General features: G+C 67.3%; 16 protein-coding genes. All 16 read right to left on the minus strand.

Features of this window, described 5'->3' with window-relative positions; translation table 11 throughout:
• Positions 1–354: 354 nt before the first annotated feature.
• Positions 355–2,262, minus strand: a complete 1,908-nt coding sequence (locus tag MKK50_RS21125; RefSeq protein ID WP_499025096.1) for a Hint domain-containing protein — start codon at positions 2,260–2,262, stop codon at positions 355–357.
• 234 nt (positions 2,263–2,496) lie between these two features.
• On the minus strand, positions 2,497–3,483 hold the full coding sequence (locus MKK50_RS21130) for a FecR family protein (RefSeq protein WP_253373671.1): 987 nt from the start codon (positions 3,481–3,483) through the stop codon (positions 2,497–2,499).
• A 4-nt stretch (positions 3,484–3,487) separates the two neighbouring features.
• Positions 3,488–4,003 carry a sigma-70 family RNA polymerase sigma factor gene (locus MKK50_RS21135; protein WP_499025097.1) on the minus strand — a complete coding sequence of 172 codons (516 nt, stop codon included), beginning with the start codon at positions 4,001–4,003 and terminating at the stop codon, positions 3,488–3,490.
• A gap of 539 nt (positions 4,004–4,542) precedes the next feature.
• A complete protein-coding gene (locus MKK50_RS21140; RefSeq protein WP_499025098.1) occupies positions 4,543–6,306 on the minus strand; it encodes an ABC transporter ATP-binding protein/permease in 1,764 nt (587 codons plus the stop codon).
• Positions 6,303–8,045 carry an ABC transporter ATP-binding protein/permease gene (locus tag MKK50_RS21145; protein ID WP_499025099.1) on the minus strand — a complete coding sequence of 581 codons (1,743 nt, stop codon included), beginning with the start codon at positions 8,043–8,045 and terminating at the stop codon, positions 6,303–6,305. The genes MKK50_RS21140 and MKK50_RS21145 overlap by 4 nt, the downstream gene beginning before the upstream one ends.
• 89 nt (positions 8,046–8,134) lie before the next feature.
• On the minus strand, positions 8,135–10,546 hold the full coding sequence (locus tag MKK50_RS21150) for a TonB-dependent siderophore receptor (protein ID WP_499025101.1): 2,412 nt from the start codon (positions 10,544–10,546) through the stop codon (positions 8,135–8,137).
• 228 nt (positions 10,547–10,774) lie between these two features.
• A complete protein-coding gene (locus tag MKK50_RS21155; RefSeq protein WP_499025102.1) occupies positions 10,775–11,887 on the minus strand; it encodes a PLP-dependent cysteine synthase family protein in 1,113 nt (370 codons plus the stop codon).
• On the minus strand, positions 11,884–12,483 hold the full coding sequence (locus MKK50_RS21160) for a LysE family translocator (RefSeq protein ID WP_253373676.1): 600 nt from the start codon (positions 12,481–12,483) through the stop codon (positions 11,884–11,886). Before MKK50_RS21160 ends, MKK50_RS21155 begins: the two co-directional genes overlap by 4 nt.
• Positions 12,484–12,685: 202 nt before the next feature.
• Positions 12,686–13,795: a TlpA family protein disulfide reductase gene (locus MKK50_RS21165; protein WP_499025103.1), complete on the minus strand. Its 1,110-nt coding sequence runs from the start codon at positions 13,793–13,795 to the stop codon at positions 12,686–12,688.
• Between the two features lie 200 nt (positions 13,796–13,995).
• A complete protein-coding gene (locus MKK50_RS21170) occupies positions 13,996–14,511 on the minus strand; it encodes a hypothetical protein (RefSeq protein WP_499025104.1) in 516 nt (171 codons plus the stop codon).
• Between the two features lie 89 nt (positions 14,512–14,600).
• Entirely contained in the window at positions 14,601–15,878 is a 1,278-nt protein-coding gene (locus MKK50_RS21175) for a M16 family metallopeptidase (RefSeq protein WP_499025106.1), read from the minus strand.
• A gap of 15 nt (positions 15,879–15,893) precedes the next feature.
• Complete coding sequence (locus MKK50_RS21180; RefSeq protein ID WP_499025107.1) at positions 15,894–17,213, minus strand: M16 family metallopeptidase; 1,320 nt, start codon at positions 17,211–17,213, stop codon at positions 15,894–15,896.
• Positions 17,214–17,268: 55 nt separating this feature from the next.
• Complete coding sequence (locus MKK50_RS21185) at positions 17,269–18,153, minus strand: energy transducer TonB family protein (RefSeq protein WP_499025109.1); 885 nt, start codon at positions 18,151–18,153, stop codon at positions 17,269–17,271.
• Positions 18,150–18,587, minus strand: a complete 438-nt coding sequence (gene exbD / locus MKK50_RS21190; RefSeq protein WP_253373682.1) for a TonB system transport protein ExbD — start codon at positions 18,585–18,587, stop codon at positions 18,150–18,152. The genes MKK50_RS21185 and exbD overlap by 4 nt, the downstream gene beginning before the upstream one ends.
• A gap of 4 nt (positions 18,588–18,591) precedes the next feature.
• Complete coding sequence (gene exbB / locus MKK50_RS21195) at positions 18,592–19,272, minus strand: tonB-system energizer ExbB (protein WP_367399385.1); 681 nt, start codon at positions 19,270–19,272, stop codon at positions 18,592–18,594.
• Positions 19,273–19,861: 589 nt separating this feature from the next.
• Positions 19,862–20,209, minus strand: coding sequence for a hypothetical protein (locus MKK50_RS21200; protein ID WP_499025110.1), 348 nt, complete (start codon positions 20,207–20,209; stop codon positions 19,862–19,864).
• Positions 20,210–20,321: the final 112 nt, after the last annotated feature.

Below are 20,321 nucleotides of genomic sequence, written 5' to 3' on the forward strand. Positions count from 1 at the left end.
CCGTCTCAACCGGGAAGGCCTTCACGTCGCTTAGCTTGAACGCGACCGTCTGTCAGAACGGGCTCGTTGCGAGCTCTTCCTTTGGTGCCCGGCCTCGTCGAGATCCGGAGCGACTTCGCCCCCGTGACCCGCGGCGCGGGGATCCGCTCGTCATCGCTCTCGGCAATCGGCGATGAACCCAGGGTGTCCGTCCGCGCGCGCCCGCCGCACGCAGCCCGGCCCGGACAAGGAGGCCGGCTTCGTCCTCCTGTCCGTCCTCGGCATCCTCGCCGTGGTGCGCGCGATCCTGGCCGGCGCGCTGCAACTCAGCCGGCGATGCTGTGCGATTGCCCGAAGCGGACTGGCACGGGGCTCTTACGTGGCGATCCAGGGGGATGCCTCATCCCAACCGCACTGGGTGTTCAAGCTGCTGGCGAAGACGGCCGCGAGGCGCAACCGCTCCGCTTCGACGGCCGGGCCGTCCACCATCACCGGGCGGCAGCGGCCCTTCATTTCCGGCGTGTTGAAATCCGGATCGAGCAGCGCAGAATCCTCGCCCGAGAACCAGGGGCGCGTCCCGAGATCAATGTAGCTTTCGGCCGGCAAACCTTCGGCGAGCAAGATGTCGTGAGCGTCGAGTTCGACGTGCCAGTAGGTGATCCGTTCGGTCGGAACGCGGGTGATCGACGTGCCATTGATCAGGCACATCACCGGCACGAGCACGCCGCCGCAATGGTCACCGTCCGCCCCGATCAGCACCGGATGGCCCGGTGAGAGCGTCAGGTCGCGCACGGGCAGGGAGCGCCCGCCACGGCCAGGGCCGAAGGCGCCGGCCCGTATGCGCACCGGCCACTGCTCCGACGGCGCGGCGCATTCGGCCGGCACGACCTCTCGCCGGCCGATCCAACGGATCGGGCGGCGCCCGCCCGTCGCCGTCACCGCCACGTCGCCGACCCGCAGCGCCTCGACCGGAACCTCCAGCTCGTGGGCGTCACGAACCACGCGGAACCGCGTCCCGGTCGTGAAGCAGACGGGGGTGGCGAACGCGATGTTCTGAACGTTCGTCAGGGTATCGACGGCACCTGTCACCCGATCCGTGACGATTGCGGCGTTCGCCGTCGTCCGGACGACGGTGTAGTCGGTCTCGGCCCCGGCAAAGACGACCGTGTTGGTGCCGCCGCCGCCGTCGATCCGGTTGTTGTTGGCGTTGCTGTAGATGGTGTCGTTGCCCGCGCCGCCGATCGCCGTATCGATCTGCGTGTTGTGGGCGATGCCGATGTTGTTGACGAAGCCGCCGGCGGAACTGAAGGTTCCGGCGTTGAGGTTGATTGTCGAATCGGACCCATACCCGGAAAGATCTAAAGTATTTCCGACCCCCGCATTGTAAATCGTAACGAAGGGCGTGGTGTTGTAAGAAAAATCGTAATAAGATTTTGATGTTCCGGTGATATTCGTATTGAAGCCGTATGTTTGGCCTCCGGAAAAGGTCGACGTCTTGGATGCGCCGTAGAGCCGCTGCATCGCCGCGATATCCAGCATCATCGGCGTTTGGGCTTCGCTCCAGTTGCTGCCCGTGACGGGGTTTTGAGAATAAAAAGGCGTGCTGGTGTTGTCGGCGGTGAAGTATGACATGACAGACCATTGCTGGCTGTCGAAGGCATTGAGTTGATTGGCCGCTTCTACGCCCGCATTGTAGGGGCCCGCATGGCCCAATCCCAGCATATGGCCGAGTTCATGCGTGACCGTGCTGACGCCGCGCGTCGTGAAGTCACCGAGAACACCGAAGCCCTGGTTGTCGTTCGGAATGTTGACGTTCGCCGAATAGCCCAACTGGTTCGTGGCCGGGGTGAGGACCGAGGGAATGTCGGTCGTGCCCGGGGTCGTCCGCAGCGAGCCCGGAGATGTGGTGACAGCGCCTCTGGCCGCATCGGTATCCAGCACCAGATTGGTGTTGGATGAAAGCGGGACTTCCTTGAAGCTGATGTCAGCGATATCGGCCCAGAGATTGAGTCCGTCGCGATAGGCTGCCTGGGCCGAGGCAGACACGCCCGGCTCGAACGAGTAGGTGACGACACCGCCGGGCGTCCCCGCCTTGCTGCTGGCGCTGAGGGTGTTGCCGTCGGAGTCGTTGTTCCATTTGTTGACGAAGCTGCGGTCGGTCCAATAGGTCGGCGGATCGTTCCGACGCCAATTCCGCCAGGCGAACGAGGCGATGGCCCCATTCTCATCGACACCCGCGAGGTAAGTCACAGCTGTCCGTTGCTCGTCCGTCAGCGTCGCCATCGCAGCCCCGGCCCTTTTCTAGAACGCCCCGACGCCCAGCCGCAGTCGAGGTTCGTGCTCCTTCTGTGTGACGAGACGGAAAAGTTGGCAGTCCCGGCCGGCGTCTTTCGATGGGCGGACGCGTGATCGATCCGGTGGGCCTCCGCCGGGCCGCCCGCGGCATGGGTTCGAGACCTGCGTTCGGGAGAGCCGGCCGGCAGCGCTTCGATCGACCTTCGTCGAAGGCCGTCCTTCTCAGGTCGAGGACTCGATCGTTATCCAGATGCCGGCGGTCTGCGTCATCTTCGAACCGATCGAGCGAGCCAGCGTGTCCAGGGCGGCGACGGGGTCGAAGAAATTGAACACGCCGGTCGCGCGCCGGTCCCTCACCTCCGGACTCAGCCTGATGAAGCCGGCGTAGTAGGGACGGATCTGTTCGACGATGTTGGCGACGGACTCGTCGTCGATGACGGCGAGTCCGGTCGTCCACGAAGCTTCCGCCTCGGCATCGACCTTGCTGCGGGAAAGCCCGGCGCCATCGAGGGTGAGGCGCTCGCTCGTCCAGATCTTGAGCCGCTGCCCTTCCCCCTGGAGGGTGCCGCTGCCTTTCAGGCCGGTGACGGCCAAGCGCCCGTCGCGCCGGTCGAGAACGAAGCTGCCGGCCGACGCATCGAGGTGGAACGCGCCCAGATCGACCACGAACGGGCGGCTGTCGCGCTCGGACACATCGAGCATCATCCGGCCGTTGAAGAATTCGAGCCGCCGCTCCTCCGGCGACAGTGCGACGTTGATCGAGGAGCGCGGTGCCAACACGACCTTGCTGCCGTCGGCGAGTTCGAAGCGGTCGTGCTCCGCCGTGCGGGTGTATCGATCGCTGAAGAGATCCTGCAGCGGTACGAAACGTTGCAGCGAAGCCGCGCCGATGCCACCTGCCGCGATGAGGCCGACCAAACCGCCCAGGACCGACCTGCGGTCGCGCTGTGCCGTCTGGCCATGGATCTGGGAGACCGTGCCGCGGGGAAGCCCCGAGCGGGCCAGGATGTCGAAGGGCTGAAGGCCGCCCGACATGCGGTTCCAGGCTTCGGCGTTGGCGGGACTGGCATTGCGCCAGCGGTCGAATTCGCGAAGCTGACGCTCGGTCATGTGTCCGGAACTCACGGCGACCATCCACTTGATGGCCGAGCGCCCGCTATCGTCGATCCGGGGATCGTCGATGTCGTCCTGCCGCCTGGCTTTCGCCATTCCGTCAGCTTTCCATTTTTGCCAAATAGACGGCGGAAAATCCCTGGGTCATGTACTTGCTCACGGCGCTGAGCGAAACATTGAGTTCCCGGGCGATGTCCTTGTTCGCCATACCATCGATCTGGCTCATCAGGAACGCGGCTCGTGCGCGGGGCGACAGCTTGGCGAGCACCAGATCGATCTTCTGAAGCGCCTGAATGATGATGAGGCGATCCTCCGGCGAGACATCCACGGCCTCCGGGATCGCCATGAGCGCATCCTCGTAGGCATTCTGAAGCTTCTTGCGACGGCGGGCATCGAAAATGATCCGCTTGGCGATCGTGGTCATCATGGCGCGGGGTTCGCGCACACTGGCCACATTCGGCAGCGTCAGAAGCGACAGGAAGACGTCCGAGACGATATCTTCAGGGGCATGGACCGTCCAGGGCTGGCGCGACAACCAAGATCCGAGCCAGGAAGAATGCTCCCGAAACAAGGTCTCGATCAGTTTGGAGTCCCGACCAACAGCAACGCTTGCCATCCAACGCCCCCGCGCTTGAAGTCCGTCCCGCGCCGCAAGGGCGAAGGCGAACCGACATTCTGTTTTAAGCTGCCCGCATGCGCTATGCGGAAGCAGATTGGTTCTTGGTTCGTGAGTCAGCTCGGTTCGGATTTATACTTTATTTCACGTTTAAACTTGCCAAAGAACACCGCTCGCATAGGCTTTCCTTTCTGCGATTGGCGCCAGCACAGACGATCACCCCTTCCTGGCATCCCGACTGCATGATGAGATGCTTCCCCAGGCTCCATGCAGCCCGCGTGCCAACATATGACATGATTGTCATTTTTCACAATCGATGCCGGAGAAATCCAAGGCATTTTTGTCCGAACATGTCGGCCGATCGCAGATGAGGCCGCGTTGGCGAAACAACGCGGCCTGCGCCGAAGGAAATTACTCGGGCTGCACCTGAAGACTAAGTTGCCGTCGCACGCAAAACCGGCGACGCGTCCCGATCTTAGATCGGGCAGGCATCGGCAGGAGGGGCTGCAGCCGGCCTTGCAGCCGGGTCGGTGCCGGACTTATCGCTGGCGGGACGCGGTCGGCACCGGCGTCAGCGCCCAATCGCCGCCGGGCTTCAGGGTCAGCATCCGGGCATGGTGCTTCAGGATGCCTGCGCGGTGCCCGACGCTCACGAAGCGTGCGCCCGTCGCGGCCAGGGTGGCGTAGAGATGCGCCTCGGTCGCGCCGTCGACCGCGCTCGTGGCCTCGTCGAGGAGGACGAAACGCGGCCTTGCGATCAGCACGCGCGCGAAGGCGAGCCGCTGCTGCTCGCCCAGCGACAGGATCTGCCCCCAATCCTTGACCGTCGAGAGGCCGCCATGGCTTGCCGCAAGATCGGGCAGGCGCACGGCTGTCAGCGCCTCGAGCAGCACGGCATCGGGCACGTCGCCCCCGTGCGGGTAGAGCAGTTGCGTCCGCAGGTCCGCCAGCGTCACGTAGGGCCGTTGCGGCAAAAATAGGCAATCTGCGGCGGCCGGCATCACCACGCGACCGGCGCCCCGGGTCCACAGCCCCGCCATGACGCGCAGCAGCGAACTCTTCCCGACCCCGGTCCGCCCGACGATGACGAGGTTCTCGCCCGGCGTCATGGTCAGGTTCAGGGCCTGCACGAGCCGTTGCTCGCCCCCCGGCGTTTCGAGGCTGACATCGTCGAGTGTGACGGTGTCGGCGCGACGCTCGATCACGATCCGCCGGCCCGCGCCCGCCGCCTGCTCCGCCTCGACCGCGTCGAAGCGCTCGACGATCTGCGCGATGCGTACAGCGTGCGGGGCGACCCCGGAGAGGGGCGCGAGGATGCCGAGCAGCGCGACCGCCGTGGCGGCGACCGAGGTCGAGACCGCGATGCCCTGTGTCAAGGTGCCGAAGTCGATCTCGCCGACGAACAGCCGGGGCGCCAGGACGAGGTAGGGGATCGCCACCCAGACGATACCGAACAACAGCGGCGCCATATCGGTCACCGCCCGCCGGAACAGCGTAACGATGAGCTCCCGGCGCACCACGGCATCCACCTGCCCGTGCAACCGGCCCCTCTCGGCCGACTCGCCCTCGTAGAAGGCGATCGCCTCGGCATTGGCGTGAACATGGGCGAGGCCGTAGCGGAGGTTGCCGGCGGCCATCGCCGCCGCGTAGCGCAGGCGCACGAGCGGCACGTAGCCGAGATAGGTCGCCACGCTCTGCGCCAGGCTGACCGCGACGACGACCAGCGCCAGTCGGCCGTCGATCGAGCCGAGCACGGCGCTGCCCGCGACCAGAGCGCCGACCGAGCCGACGACCTGCATGGGAAGGCCGAAGAACAGGAACACGACCGTCGCGAGACTCTCCTGGATGCGCTGGTCCGGATTATCGAGCCCGCCGCGCTGGGCGATGTCGTAGTAGACGCGCCCCGCAAGGTAGCGCCCCGCGATCCAATCGGTCAGCCAGATCCGCCAGCCCTTGGTGATCCAGGCGGTGACGATCATCGCGAGCCCGGCTACCAGGATCTCGCCGAGGAAGAACGCCGCGTAGACGAGGAACTTCCACCGGAACGTGTCCCAGTCGCGGCCCGTCAGCGCGTTGGTCATGTCCTTCAGGACATAGGACGAGCCCAGGCTCAGCGCCGTGACCAGCGCCGTCTGGCCGAGGATCGCGGCCATGCCGATCCAGTAGGGCCAGGCGGCCCGGCGCGTCCAGAACGGCACGAAGAAGCGTGCGATGCGCCGCAGGAGCAGGAGGTCGATCCCCAGGTCCGCCTTCCGGGCGGAGGACGACACCGACGGGTCGAAGTGCGGGGTCTCCTCGCTCATGGCGCCTCCGCCGGCTCGGCCGAACGCACCGCCACCGGCGACAGCGTCCAGCGCCCCCCGGGCTTGAGCGTGAGGATGTGGGTGTGGTGTGCGACAATGCCGAGCCGGTGTCCGACGCTGATGTAGCTCGCCCCGCTCCGTGCCATCAGTGCGTAGAGCTGCTCCTCCGTCGCCGGATCGAGGGCGCTCGTGGCCTCGTCGAGGAAGACGAAGCCGGGCCGGGCGACCAGGGCGCGGGCGAAGGCAACCCGCTGCTGCTCGCCCCCCGAAAGGGTCTGGGACCAGTCCCGCACCGCCGAGAGGCCGCCATGGGTCGCGGCGAGGTTGGGCAGGTGCACCGCTTCGAGGATGTCGAGCAGCGCGTCGTCGGACATCTCGCCCCCGTGCGGGTAGAGCAGTTGCGCACGCAGCGTCCCGCCGGTGAAGTAGGGGCGCTGGGGCAGGAACAGGGTATCGCCGGCCGGCGGCATGGCGATGTCGCCCCGGCCCCGGCTCCACAGGCCCGCCATGGCGCGCAGGAGCGAACTCTTGCCGACCCCCGTCTCACCGACGATCACGAGGCTTTCCCCCCGCCCGACCGTGAGGTTCAGGCTCTGCACGAGGCGGCGCACCCCGTCGGGCGTCTCCAGCGAGAGGTTCTCGACCGCTACCCGGTCACTGTCGCGGCGCATCGCGATCCGCGGCACGGCGGACTGCGCCCGCTCGAGGGCCATGGCGTCGAACCGTTCCTGGAGCGGTGCGAGCCGGGCGACCCGGACGGCGAGTTCGCCGCACGAGGACACGATCAGCGACAGCGTGTCGATGACGCCGCGCATCATCAGAGTGATCGCGGTGGCCTGGGCGAGATCGCCGTAGCTCATCTCGCCGCCCGCCACCCGTCCGCCGAGGACGAGGTAGGGCAGGGCCATCCAGGCGAAGACGAGGGCGGCGTGCACCGTCAGGAACACGAGCGCCTGGAACCGGTCGAGCCGGAAGCGCCGGTCGGCCGCTGCCCCGGTGCGGTCCATCACCGCCCGCTTCTCCACCGCCTCGCCGCCGTAGAAAGCGATCGCCTCGGCATGGTCGCGGATATGGACGAGGTCTCGGCGCAGGTCGCCCTCCGCCACCTGCACGGCCACTTGGCGCCGAACGATCGGCGGGATGGTGAGGGCGGTGGCGCCGACCTGCACGAGCCCGAGCAGGGGGACCACGACGAGGAAGCGCGGGTCGATGGAGATGAATACGGCGATCGCCCCGCCGAGCCGGGCGATGACGCCGACCGTCCATTGCAGCATCTGGATCAGGTGCTCGATGAAGGGGCGGACACTGTCGGCAATGCGCTGGTCGGGATTGTCGAGGTCGCCCTGAAGACTGACGTCGTAGTAGGCGCGCCGGGCCAGATACTGATCGATCACGTGCCGGCTCAGCCACCGGCACCACGCCGCCTCGACGAAGGCATCGACGATGAAGCGTGCCTGCGGCACCAGCATCTTGGCGGCATAGACCAGCAGGTAGGCGGTCAGCGCCGCCTCGAACGCGGCGCCGTCACGGCCCAGCAGGGCATTCGTGGCGTCCTTCAGCAGGGCTGCCGAGCGCACGACCAGATAGGACAGCAGCACGCCCTGGCTCAGCAGCACCGCGAGCCCGATCCACGCCGGCCACGATTGCGGCCGGCGCCAGAACGGCCATGTCAGCCGCGCGATGCGGCGGAAGAGGCGGGCGTTGATGTGATGGTCGGCCATGATCTGACCAGCTGCCATTGCGGTCCAATGGTGGCGGAACGGCAAGTTCAGCCGGAACGATTTATGGCCGGAATGCGGTCATAGACGGTTGCTGAATTGAGGGACTTTCATTCGAATGAGTATCTAGCTTGGAGAGTGAACGTTCTGCCTTCTCCGATGCCAACAAAGTTGGCGGAATAGCTCGTAAGATAATGGTATTTGTCGAATATGTTGTTGGCGCGAAGTTGAACGGACCAGCGATCGAAGTCATATCCGATCAGCGCATTCGCTGTGACGTATCCCGGAACCTCGAACGACGGGCCGCCGATCCCCGAGAGATAGACGAGGCTGTTCGAATTCCCGCGTCCACCGAGGCCGACTGTCAGGCCCTGAAATAGCCCGCCTTGGAAAGCGTAGGTTCCCCAGACGCTTCCGGTGTATTGAGGGACTCCATCCAGCTGAATCAGGAACCCGGAATTGTTTGGAGATTTGGAAATGACCGACGAAAACGAGCCTATCAAGTTGAGGCCAGGAAATATCTCGCCCTGAACATCCAGCTCAAATGCTCGTGAATTTTGCCCACTGATGAGTTCGACAAAATTACACCCCCGCACGGGATCGCAGCGCGCGACATTTGTCGCGGCGATGTCAGAATATGAAGTTGTGACGCTCAGCTTCTTATCAAACAGAAAGAATCGTCCGCCGACTTCCCACTGATCTCGGTCCTCAGGAGGGGCCGCTTGCCCGGTCGTGCCAATTTGACCAAGTTGCGGCCGGAACCCGTTCGAGCGGTTTCCCCAAACGGTGAAGTAGGGGGTGACGTCGAATGCAGCACCGGATACCCACGACAGGCCTTCGATACGACTGACATCGACGTCCCTGCGGCCTGAAAGACCAAACCAGGAATCGTACCGAGCTTGATCGTAACGCACTTGTCCAAAGATATGAAGTCGATTGTCGAGTGTATCGAATTTCTCAAGATAGTAATATCCAACTTGTTTTGATTCGTTATTTGTGTAATTTCCTGGAACGAGCGAGTATTCTCTAAACAAGTTTTGTTGGGGAAGTCCGTTGTTTGGGTTTACCCCGATGATTGGGCTCACGTTGTTTGATGATTTGAATTCGGTTGATTGATAGTCGAGCCCAAACGTTGAGGTTTGCTTGGCAAACCCAGCATCATAAGTCAATGTTATGTCAGATCTATTGATGAGGCGCGTTCCTCCAAAGCTATTAAAAATCTGTCTAGCCGCGTAATTTGTTCGGGATCCGGTAGGTTCCCGACGTCTTAGCCATGTGAATGTGTTTACATCATCAGAAAATACATCGTAGTTAAATTTGTTATTTATCGTTGTATCAAAGCCCATGATATCGCCAAAGCGATGGGTGAAATCTGAATAAACTGTTGTATTTGTGTTCCGAGCGCCCAAATCTCGATTTATATATGGCGTGCCTCTCGGGATTCGTACGGCAGGCCGGAGGGGGCTGCCGGCGAAGTCTAAGAACGTAAACTGGGGCGTCAGCCGTCTGAGTTCGACGTGGCGCAGCCCTGCCAGGATCGAGGTATCAGCGCCCTCCCAGCGGACGACAGGAGAAATCAAGGTTTCGTAGCGATCACGATAGCCGGCATAGTTCGAGTCGGCATGAGTGCCGGCAAGGTTGAAGCGATACGTCAGCCCTTCCGTACCTGCGAGCGGCCCGCCGAGATCGACGGCAAGCGTCTTGAAGTTGAAAGAGCCGTATCGGACCACCACATCGCGTATCTCGCGGCTCGTTGGCTGCTTGGCTGCGATGTTGATGACGCCGCCGTTCGCTGTTGCCCCGGTCAGAATGGAAGTCGGGCCTTTCAAAACCTCCACACGCTCGACATCGTCGATTGGCACGGCAGCGGTGCCCGTGTTGCCGTATCCGGCGGCGCCCATTCCGTTGACGGTCACGGCGCCGCCTTGGAAGCCACGAATGGTGAAAGTTGGGTTGGTCGGATCCGAAGCGCCGAGCGTAACACCCGAGATGTTCTGCGCCGCATCCAGCGTGCTCGTTACAACCTGCGAGCGGATAACGTTCGAGGTCACCGCATCGATCTTGATTGGAATTTCCTTGGCCTCGGCGCCCGCCAAGCGCACCGTATCGCCCGCGGTGCCCGCCTGAAACCCGGTATCGCCGAAGCGGGACAGCGTGCCCTCGTCGGTCACGTCGATGGCGGCGATGTCGCCGAGACCTGCCGCGGCGGCGGAGGGGGAGGTGCCGGTATCGGCAATGACGGTGACGCCGCCGCCCGAGCCCGGCACCATGCGCAGACCCGTGCCAGCCAGGACGACGGCCAGCGCCTCGCGCACCGTCAGGCGACCTTGAACGGCGATGGCTCGGCGTCCCGCAGCGATCTCGGGCGGGAAGGAGATCATGATGCCGCCCTGCCGCGAGATGGCGACCAGCGTACGGGCGAGGTCTCCGGCGGGCATGTTGAAGTCGATCTGCGTATCGAGGCCGGCTTGTGCCGGGCCGACGCTTGCCACCAAAGCTACGATGACCGGAAGTCCGGCCATACCAGCTGATTGCCCCCAAACTCTGAACATCGCGGCCTCTTGAATCTGGCTCTCCCCTCCTTGTCTGAGCCGGCCGCCAAATCCCCACGGCCGAGCTTGAAAAAAGACGGACGCCGCGCCTGGCCGCGCTCCGACGATCGTTGTGCGGGGCAGACGCCGCCATGAAGCCGCGCCCCGGATCCGGCGGCGATCCGGATTCGGGGCGCGATGGGGCGGCTGACGGACGGGTCAGGCCGCGAGACGCGCGTCGGGCAAGACGCCGCTCTCGAAGAAGGCTTCCATGGCCGCGATGTAGGGATCGAGCACGAGGCCGCGCTCGGCCAGCCAGTGCGGATCGAGATGGGTGCTGCGGTAACGCTCGCCGGAATCGCACAGCAGCGTCACCACCGAGCCGGTGTCTCCGGCCGCAGCCATCCCGGCGATGATCCGGGCGGCGGCCCAGAGATTGGTGCCGGTCGACCCGCCGCAGGATCGTCCGAGCCGCTCCGACAGCACCCGTGCCGCGGCGAGGCTGGCCATGTCCGGCACCGCCTCGGCCCGGTCGATCAGTTCGGGCAGGAAGGACGGCTCGCAGCGCCCGCGGCCGATCCCCTCGATGATCGAGGGCTGCCCGTCGGCGGTGCGCACCGAACGGTCGGCCAAGTGGCGGTGGAAGACCGAGGCCTGCGGATCGGCGAGGCAGAGCCGCGTCGTCAGCCGCTGGTAGCGGATGAAGCGGCCGATCGTGGCGGAGGTGCCGCCGGTTCCGGCACCGACGACGACCCAGGCGGGGACCGGGTGCGCCTCGCGGGCCATCTGCGCGAAGGTCGACTCGGCGATGTTGTTGTTGCCGCGCCAGTCCGTCGCCCGCTCGGCGAAGGTGAACTGGTCCATGTAATGGCCGCCGAGGGTGGCCGCGAGCCGCTCGGCCTCGGCATAGACCGCGCACGGCGTCTCGACGAAGTGGCAGCGCCCGCCGTAGCGGGTGATCTGCACGACCTTCTCGGCGGAGGTCGCCCGCGGCATCACCGCGACGAAGGGCAGGCCCAGAAGCTGCGCGAAGTAGGCCTCGCTCACCGCGGTGGAGCCGCTCGAAGCCTCGACCACCGTGGTATCCGGCCCGATCCGCCCGCTGCACAGGCCGTAGAGGAACAGCGAGCGCGCCAGCCGATGCTTGAGGCTGCCGGTGGGATGAGTCGATTCGTCCTTGAGGTAGAGGTCGATGCCGAGATGGGCCGGCAGCGGCACCCGCAGGAGGTGGGTGTCGGCCGAGCGATTGAAGTCGGCCTCGATCGTCTCGACCGCCTCGGTAATCCAGCGGCGCGCCCGCGCGGTATCCTGCGGGTCGGAATGACCGGTCACGCGAGCCTCCCGGTCGCCTGCGCGACCCCGGCACCGATGAGGAGAAGGCCCGTGGCACGCCGGAACAGGCGTCCGCCGGTGCGGCGCAGAAGCGTGCCGGCCAGGGCCCAGGTCATCGCCGAAACCAGGGAGAGGACGCAGAACGTGGCCTGGAGGAGGGCGAGTTGGGGCAGGATGGGCTCCGCCTCGTCGACGAACTGGGGCAGCAGCGCGCAGAAGAAGGCGATGCCCTTCGGGTTGAGCGCGGTCACGAGGAAGACGCCGACGAAGGGCCGCCCGCCGCAGGCCTGCCCTGGGGCTTGCGAGGCCGAGGCCCGGCCGAACAGGGCCGTGAGGCCGAGACCGATCAGATAGATCGCTGCCGCGGTCTTAAGGATCAGCAGCAGGCCCGCGGAAGCCGCGAGCAGCGCGCCGAGGCCGAAATTGCAGATGGCGAGGGCGACGGCGTCACCCAGCACCGCACCCGCGACGACGCGCGGAAGCGTGCCCGGGGCGCGCTGGGTCGCGTAGCGCAGGATGAGAAAGGATGTCGGCCCCGGCATCGCGAGCACGATGCAGGAGGTCGCCACGAAGGCGAGCCAGGTGTGGACGGTCATCTGAGGAAATTCGGATCGGGCCGGAGCGGGGCGCACCGCGGGACGGCATCCCCGCGTTGACAACGGATCGCCGGGGGTCGGGTCTCGCCCGCCGGCGCTGCGATCTCGCCCTTCTGTGGGACGAGATGCCGGAATTCACACGCCTTCCGCGCATTTTTTTTCAAAAAGCGCGGAAGATAACATTTTTAAGTTGCGCGGGCCCTCACGCGTCGGCGAGGCGGCAGCTATCGCCCTCACAGATCACCGTCGGAGGCAGAGGCAGCGGCGGGGCGGCGGTCACGCAGCGATCCATCAGGGCGTCGATCTCGGCCAACGCCTCCGGAGTTGCCTCGGCTTCGAGGCCGGCCTGCCGTGCCTCCGCGGCGCGGAACGCCGCCGCGCTCGATCGACCCGAGGCAAGCAGGGCCCCCGCAAGACTGTGCGAGACGCGCATGACGAGGCCGGGACTCGCCTCAGGGCCGATCAGCAGCCGTACCCGCTCCAGCGCCTCAACGCTCAGAGCCGCGGTGCGCCGCCGCGGCGAGCCTTCCAGGGTCCCGATTCGATCCATCAGGCTCGTCCCGAGCTTGAACAGCGTGTTGAGGTCGTCGGACGCAGCCTGCGTGATCAAGTGCAGTCCGTAGTCAAGCGCCGCGTCGCTCTCGGGCGCGAGCTGCTTGAACTTACCGAAGCCATGGGTCCGTTCGAGGGCGGGTTCGGCCGCGAAGGCCGCGTCGTAGGCCCGGATCATCCCCTCCCGGTCGCCCGCGTCGAAACAGGCTTTGACCGCCCGCTCCAGGGCTCTGGCTTCGCGAACCTTGTTCTGCACGAGTTGCCGGCGGTGCGCCTCGGCCATGGCCGGCAGGTCCCAGCGCCCCTCGACCACCGCTGCGAGCGGCTCGTCGATTTCCGTCGGGTGGCCGATCCAGGCGATCCGGCTCTCGCCGTCGACGATGAAGGCGGTCGGTACGCCCTGCTCGTAGGCGGCATCGCACCACGCGGCGCGCATCCAGGTCCGCCGCGTACCCTCGTCCGGCGCCCGATCGACGGCGATCCGGTAGCTGATTGCCTCGTCCCGCTCGTGGACGAAGGCCCGCACCTCGTCGAGATCCGTCCATCCCACCGCGACGCCGATGATCGGAACCGCTCGGTGGCGATTCTGGAGGTCCGTGAGGTGCGGGATGCTGGCCTTGCAGGGGCCGCACCACGTCGCCCAGAACTCGATGACGTGGACCGTGCCCGGAGCGAAGGCGGCGATCGGCTCGCCCTTCAGGAAGGTCTCGACCTCGATCGCCGGCGCCGGGTCACCGACCAGCAGTTCCGAATGGGACATCAGCGTGAACCTTTTGCGGGCCTGCGCCGGATCGCGGCGGGGCGGAACGATCGTCGGCCGGTCCCTCGGTCGGGGCGTGCGGTATCCGAGCTGACGGCGATGAGTTGTCGGGGACGACGGTGAGCGCTCACGAAACACCCGGTCGCGAGCCGTCCTCGCTCCGGCGAGGGACGTGCGGAGGGACGTTTCGTGAGGGACGCTTACTTGCGCGGACCGCGCACGGTCCGCGGCGACTCGACCGGGGCCGGTTCGGGTGGGGCCGTCACAGGAGCGGCCGCCGCGCCCTCGGGAGCGAGCGGCGCGCCGTCCGGCCCCACCACCAGCGCGGCACTGTAGGGCCCGGTGAGGGGTTGGAGCGCTTCGTTGATCGGGGCAATGGCGGCGTCGAAGGCGTGCAGCCCCTCGGTGATCGGAGCGACGATCACGCCGATCGGCGCGAAGATGGCGGAGGCGATATCCGGTCCGATCGCCTTCGCCGGCCGCGGGGGCCGCTCGGCCGGTGGAGTGACACCGGCGGAGGGAGCCGCTCCGGCCCCCAGGAGGGCGCCGCGCGTCTCCGCCGACGCCCCGCCCTCCGACGCTCGCCGCGAGTTCGCACCCTCCGCGGGCAAGCCGGGCGCGGCGGTCAAGCCCGCTCCCTGCGATGCGGGTTGCGCCAGGGCGGCGCCCGGCAAGGCAAGGATCAGTCCCAGGCTCATCACGACGATCGGTCTCATGCTCTGATCCCTCCGGTGTTCTCGTTCGCGCCAGGGCCGACCCTGTGCCGCGCGGTGCGCGGGATCGATCCCGTCACCTTGTCTTCGCCTCACAGTCCCGCCGGATCGCCGGCCGCCGCGACGAGCAGCCGGCCGTCGCCGAGCAGGCGCTCGGCCGCGCGCGCGGCGTCTTCCGGCGTCACCGCCGCGATCCGCCGGTTGCGCTCGTCGAACCAGCCCGGATCGCGACCGTCGAGTTGCAGCCCGAGCAGCAGGGCGGCGAGCGCCGGAGAGGTGTCGAGGCGCAGCTTGTGCGATCCGAGCAGGTAGCCCTTGGCCCGATCGACCTCGTCCGCACCGAGGCCCTCGCGGGAGACCCGGCGGATCTCGTCCTCGATCACGCCCAGCGCCTCGGCGGCGCGGTCGTTGCCCGTCGCGGTGGTGCCGACCAGGGTGCAGGCACCGTCCGCGAGTTGGAGCGTCGAGCGGACGGCATAGCAGAGACCCCGCTTCTCCCGGACCTCGCGGAACAGGCGCGAGGAGAGGTCGCTGCCGCCAAGGCACTGGTTCACCACCATCGCGGGGGCGAAGTCCCGGTCCGTGCGGGCGATGCCGGGCCGTCCGAACCGGATCGTGGATTGCGGCAGGTCGAGCCGCGTCACCATCCGCTCGCCGAGGCCGCGGAGGACCGTGGGGGGCGTCGGTGCCACGGCCTCGGCCGGAAGTGGTGCGAAGGCGCGGTCGAGGGCGGTACCAAGCGCCTCCGGCCCGATCGCGCCGACGACGGCGACGCGAAGGTTGCCGCGGCTCAGCATACGCGCCTGCAGCGCGACGAGATCCTCGCGTCCGATGCGTTCGAGGCTGGCGAGGTCGCCGTTGGGTGGGCGGGCATAGGGATGCCCGGAAAAGCCGCGGGCGGCGAAGGCCCGGCCCGCCACGATCTCCGGCCGGCTGAGGCCGGCGCGCAGCTCGGAGGCGATGGCTCCCCGGATGCGGGCTACGTCGTCCGGCGACAGGAGCGGGGCCTGCACCGCGTGACCAAGGAGGTCGAAGGCCTGCTCGGCGTTGCGCGACAGGGTCTTGAGTTCACCGCGAAGGCTGTCGCTCCAGATCGAGAAGGACAGCCGGATCGCCCGATCGCCGAGCGCACGCCGGAAGGCGCCACCCTCCAGCGGGCCGGCGCCTTCGCTCAGCAGGTCGGCGAGCATCCGCGCCGCGCCGGCCCGATCCGCCGGATCGAGGACGGGACCGCCGCGGAACCCGAACTGCGCCGACAGGATCGGCAGCGCGTGGTCCTCGATCAGCCAAGCCTCGATGCCGCCGGGGCTGCGCAGACGCTGCACCCGATCGGCGAAGGCAACGGAGGGAGGGGCGACGTGGATCGTCATGGCGGGCGCCTCCTTTCAGGCCGCTTGGGGGCGGACGAGATGACCGGAGACGCCGCCCGGCCGATCCAGCAGGGACAGGGCCGCGGTCAGCGCCTCGGGCGTGACGGCTTCGATGCGGGCCTGCCATGTCGCCAGATGGTCGAGACTCAGGCCGCAGCACAGGGCCATGCCGTACCAGTTGGCGAGACTGACTTGGCTGTCCCGGGTGTAGAGCGCCTCGGCCACGAGCTGCGTCTTGGCGCGCTCGATGGCCCCGGTCTCGAAGCCGGTCCGGCGCAGCTCGCCCAGCGCCGCATCGAGCGCGCGGTCGAGATCCTCGGGCGTGGTGCCGGGAACGGGCAGGCCGTGGATATAGAAGCGCGAGCGGCCGGCGAAGTAGGGGCTCCAATAGGCCGCCTGCATGCGGGTGGCGCACGCGCGCTCGACGACGAGCCGCGTATGCAGGAACGACGTGTCGTCGCCGCCGAGCAGGAAGGCGAGCAGTTCCAGCGCCTCGGCCTCGCCGGCCGCCGCCGTGCGGGGCGAGGGCACGGTGTGGAGCCGCATCAGTTGCGGCTCGCTCACGGTCGCGTCCGCCAGCGTCACCTGGCGGTGGGCACGGGTCGGCGGATCCTGGGGATGGCTCCGCGCGAGGGGCGAACCCGAGGCGGGGATCGACCCGTAGATCTTCGCGGCAAGTTCCAGCACCGCCTGCGGCTCGGCATCGCCGGCGACGAGGAGGAGGGCGTTCTCGGGCGTGTAGAAGCGCCGATAATAGGCGAGGGCGTCCGCTCGGGTCAGTCCCTCGATCTCGTGGCGCCAGCCGATGATGGGCCGTCCGGCCGGGTGAGAGGGGATCGCGGCGGCCGCCAGGGCCTCTCCGAGGAGCCCGGCCGGGTTGGCGTCGGCGACCATGGAGCGCTCTTCCAGCACAACGGCACGCTCGGTCGCCACCACGGCCTCATCGAGCACGAGGCCGCGCATCCGGTCAGCCTCGTACGCCATGCAGGTGGGCAGGTGCTCCCGGGGCACGCGCTGATGGTAGGCGGTGAAGTCCCAGCCCGTGAACGCATTCTCCTCGCCGCCCACGGAGGCCAGCAGGGTGCTGAACGTACCGGCCGGATGCGCTTCGGTGCCCTTGAACATCAGGTGTTCGAGGAAGTGGGCGATGCCCGACTTGCCCGGCGGGTCGTCGGCCGAACCGTTGCGGTACCAGACCATGTGCGTGACGATCGGGCTGCGGCGGTCCGGGATGACGACAACCTGCATCCCGTTGTCGAGCCGGAAGGCCGAGGCGGGCACGGCCGCCACGGAGGCCGCGCGCGCGCTCGAGGAGGGGGACGAATTCGGAAGCATCGGTCTCGGTTTCTTGCCAGTTGCGGCCTCCCGGCACCGGGAGGCCTTCGTCGTCTCAGCGTCGGTTGAAGTCCACCGGGATCGTCTGCATCAGCGCTTGGCCGCCGGGCGGCGGCGGGTAGGGCGCGGCGCGGTAGACCACCGCGACCGCCTCGCTATCGAGGGCCGCGTTGCCGGATGAGACGACGAGGCGTACGCCCGTCACGCTGCCGGTGCCCGTGAACGTCGCGCTGACGACAGCCACGCCGGTTGCCCTCATCGCTCCGGGCGGGAACCGCTTGGCGCGCACGATGCGGGCCCGCATGTCGTTCTGCCAGGTTGCCCGCGAGGCCTGACTGACCGCCGAACCGGCGGCGGAAGCGGCGGTCCGGTCCGCGTTCTGCTGGTCTGAGCGTGGGCCGCCGCCGCTGCGGGAGGCTGGCTTCGGCCGTTCCTTCTTCTCGACGGTTTTCTCGGGCTTCTTCTCGACCGGCTTCTTTTCCAGCTTCTTCTCGGGCGGCTTCGGATTGGGCTTCTTGTCCGGCTTGGGCGGAGTCGGCGGCAGCACGGCCTGCGGCTTCACCTCGGGAGGCGGAGGCGGCGCTTCGACGACCGGCTCCACGTCCGGCGGCGGCGGGGCTTCTTCGACCGGTTCCGACTCGGGCGTTGCTTCGGAATCCGCGGCCGGCGGTCCCTCCGCCGCGTTGTCCGTCTCGGACTTCGCCACGGTGGGCTCGGGCGACATGTCGATCATCACCGCCGCCGGCAGTTCCGATGGTGTGGGCGGTACCTCGGCCTGACGAGTCAGGGCGAGGTAGAGGCCGACATGGACGCCCAGCGTCAGCAGGCCCGCCGCCGCCCAGGCCAGGATCCGGAGCGCCGGCGAGGATTCACGGCTCTCCAGATGCGTGCGTTCCAACTCGGTGGCCCGCACGAAGGCTTCGGGCGGCGGATGGATCATGGCTGACCTCCGCCGGAGACGTCTTCGAGGCCGACGAGGCCGACCTTGAGGTAGCCGGCGGCGCGCAACAGGTTCATCACCGCCATCAGCTCGCCGTAGGGCACGCCCTTGTCGGCGCGCAGGAAGATGCGCTCGTCCTTGTTGCCCTTGGTGGCCGCGTCGAGGGCGGCGCCCAGGGCCGGACGCGCCACGGCGTCCTCACCCAGCGCGACGCCGAGATCGGCTTTCACGCTGACGAAGATCGGCTTCTCGGGGCGCGGCTGCTGCGGCGCGGCGGAGACCGGCAACTCGACCGGCACGTCGACGGTCGAGAGGGGGGCAGCCACCATGAAGATGATCAGCAGCACCAGGATCACGTCGATGAACGGCGTGATGTTGATGTCGGCGTTCTCCGTCAGATCGCCGCCGTCGTTGGATCCGAGATTGACCGCCATGGGCTCACTCCGCCGCGACGCGAATGCCGGACTTGGCGCCGTAGGTGGCGATCTCGCGCCGGTCGAGGTCGCGCGAGAGGTGGCGCATGATCAGGGCGACAGCGTCGCCCGTCATGGCACGGTAGCCGGTGATGGAGCGGGTCAGCGCGTTGTAGATCACGACGGCGGGGATCGCCGCGACGAGACCGATTCCGGTGGCCAGCAGCGCCTCGGCGATGCCCGGTGCCACGACGGCGAGGTTGGTGGTGTTGGAGTTGGCGATGCCGATGAAGCTGCCCATGATGCCCCAGACCGTGCCGAACAAGCCGACGAAGGGGCCGATCGAGCCGATGGTGGCCAGGATGCCGGTGCCAGAGGCCATGCGCTTGCTGACCATCGCCTCGATTCGGCCCAGCGCGATCGCCGCGCGCTCCTTCACGCCGTCGCTCGGCAGACCCCGGGACAGGGTGAGTTCCTCCTCGGCCTCGACCAGGAGGAGGGCGCCGACGCCGCGGCGAACCCTCTGTCCGGCTTCCGCCAGGGTAGCGGACGCCCGGATCTCCTTGAGGTTGGCCCGCATTCCCCGCTTGGCCATGGCGAGACTCAAGATCTTCCCCAGCAAGATGGTCCAGGTCACCACCGAAGCGGCGGCGAGGACGATCATCACGGCCTGCACGACGGGATCGGCGTTCAGGAACATGCCCATCGGCGAAAGGTCGTGCGAGACAACCGGCTTCCGGGGGGCGGCCGGAATCTCTGCAGGCGCCGCAGCGACCGGGGTGGAATCGGTGACGGGTTCAGCTGGTCCGGTCGCGGTGGCCGCGGGCGGTGCCGGCTGTGCCTCTTGCGCCGCGCCGGGCGCTGAGACGGCGAGGGCGCCGAGGAGGATCCCCGCCGCCACGGTCCGAGCTAAACGCCATCCGAGACCCGGAATTGACATCGACCTTTGCAAGTCTTTCGTTGCTGTCATCGCGCTTCCACCTTCGTTGCGGTGACCGTCGGGTTTCGAAGGCTCTGTGCAACGAGGCCGTCAAACTGACACGGCATCGACTCGTTTTTTCGGATCGCGCGGATGAAAGGTCGGAATGCCTACGCCCCTTGTCGAACCGGCGAGGCGGGAGCAATCATCGACATCGTGCCGCGCGGCGTGCTCGGAGCAGCGTCCCGAAAACGAGCCCCCAGCGCATCGCCCCCGATCCGAAATCCGGGGCGATGCGCTGGGGGAAGCGGGGATCACATCGATGGAAGCCGGCGACGCACGCCGGCTCGAACGCGGGGCCTTAACCCCCGCGTGCTCAGGCGAAGCTGTTGTTCTCGGCTCTCTCGGCCCAAGCGCAATGATCGGTCAGCGCCTGGACGAAGAGGGCGTCGAGGCGGGCGCGCTCGGCCTTGACGAGGGGGCCGTCGATGGCGACGGGCCGGCAGCGGCCCGCGAGGCCGGGAGGTACGAAGTCCGGGTTGTGCAGGGCGTGGTCGGAGGCACCCTCGAAAAACGGCGGGCAGCCGACGTCGAGGGAACTTTCGGCGGGAAGTTCCGCGGCGAGCAGGATGTCGTGCGCATCTAGTGCGACTTGCCAGTAGACGACGCTCGTCGCATCGACGAGAGCGATGGAGGTGCGGTTTAGCCGACACACCAGCGGCACGGGTACGCGGCCCTGGCCTCCGGCAACGGCGCCCCCCAGTGCCGGAGCACCGGGCGCTGGGCATCAGCCGCGCGGGGGCCGGGCAGGGTCGCGTGCGCCGGGCGTGTGGCTG

The organism is Methylobacterium sp. J-043 (assembly GCF_022829505.1).
Lineage (GTDB): Bacteria > Pseudomonadota > Alphaproteobacteria > Rhizobiales > Beijerinckiaceae > Methylobacterium > Methylobacterium extorquens_A.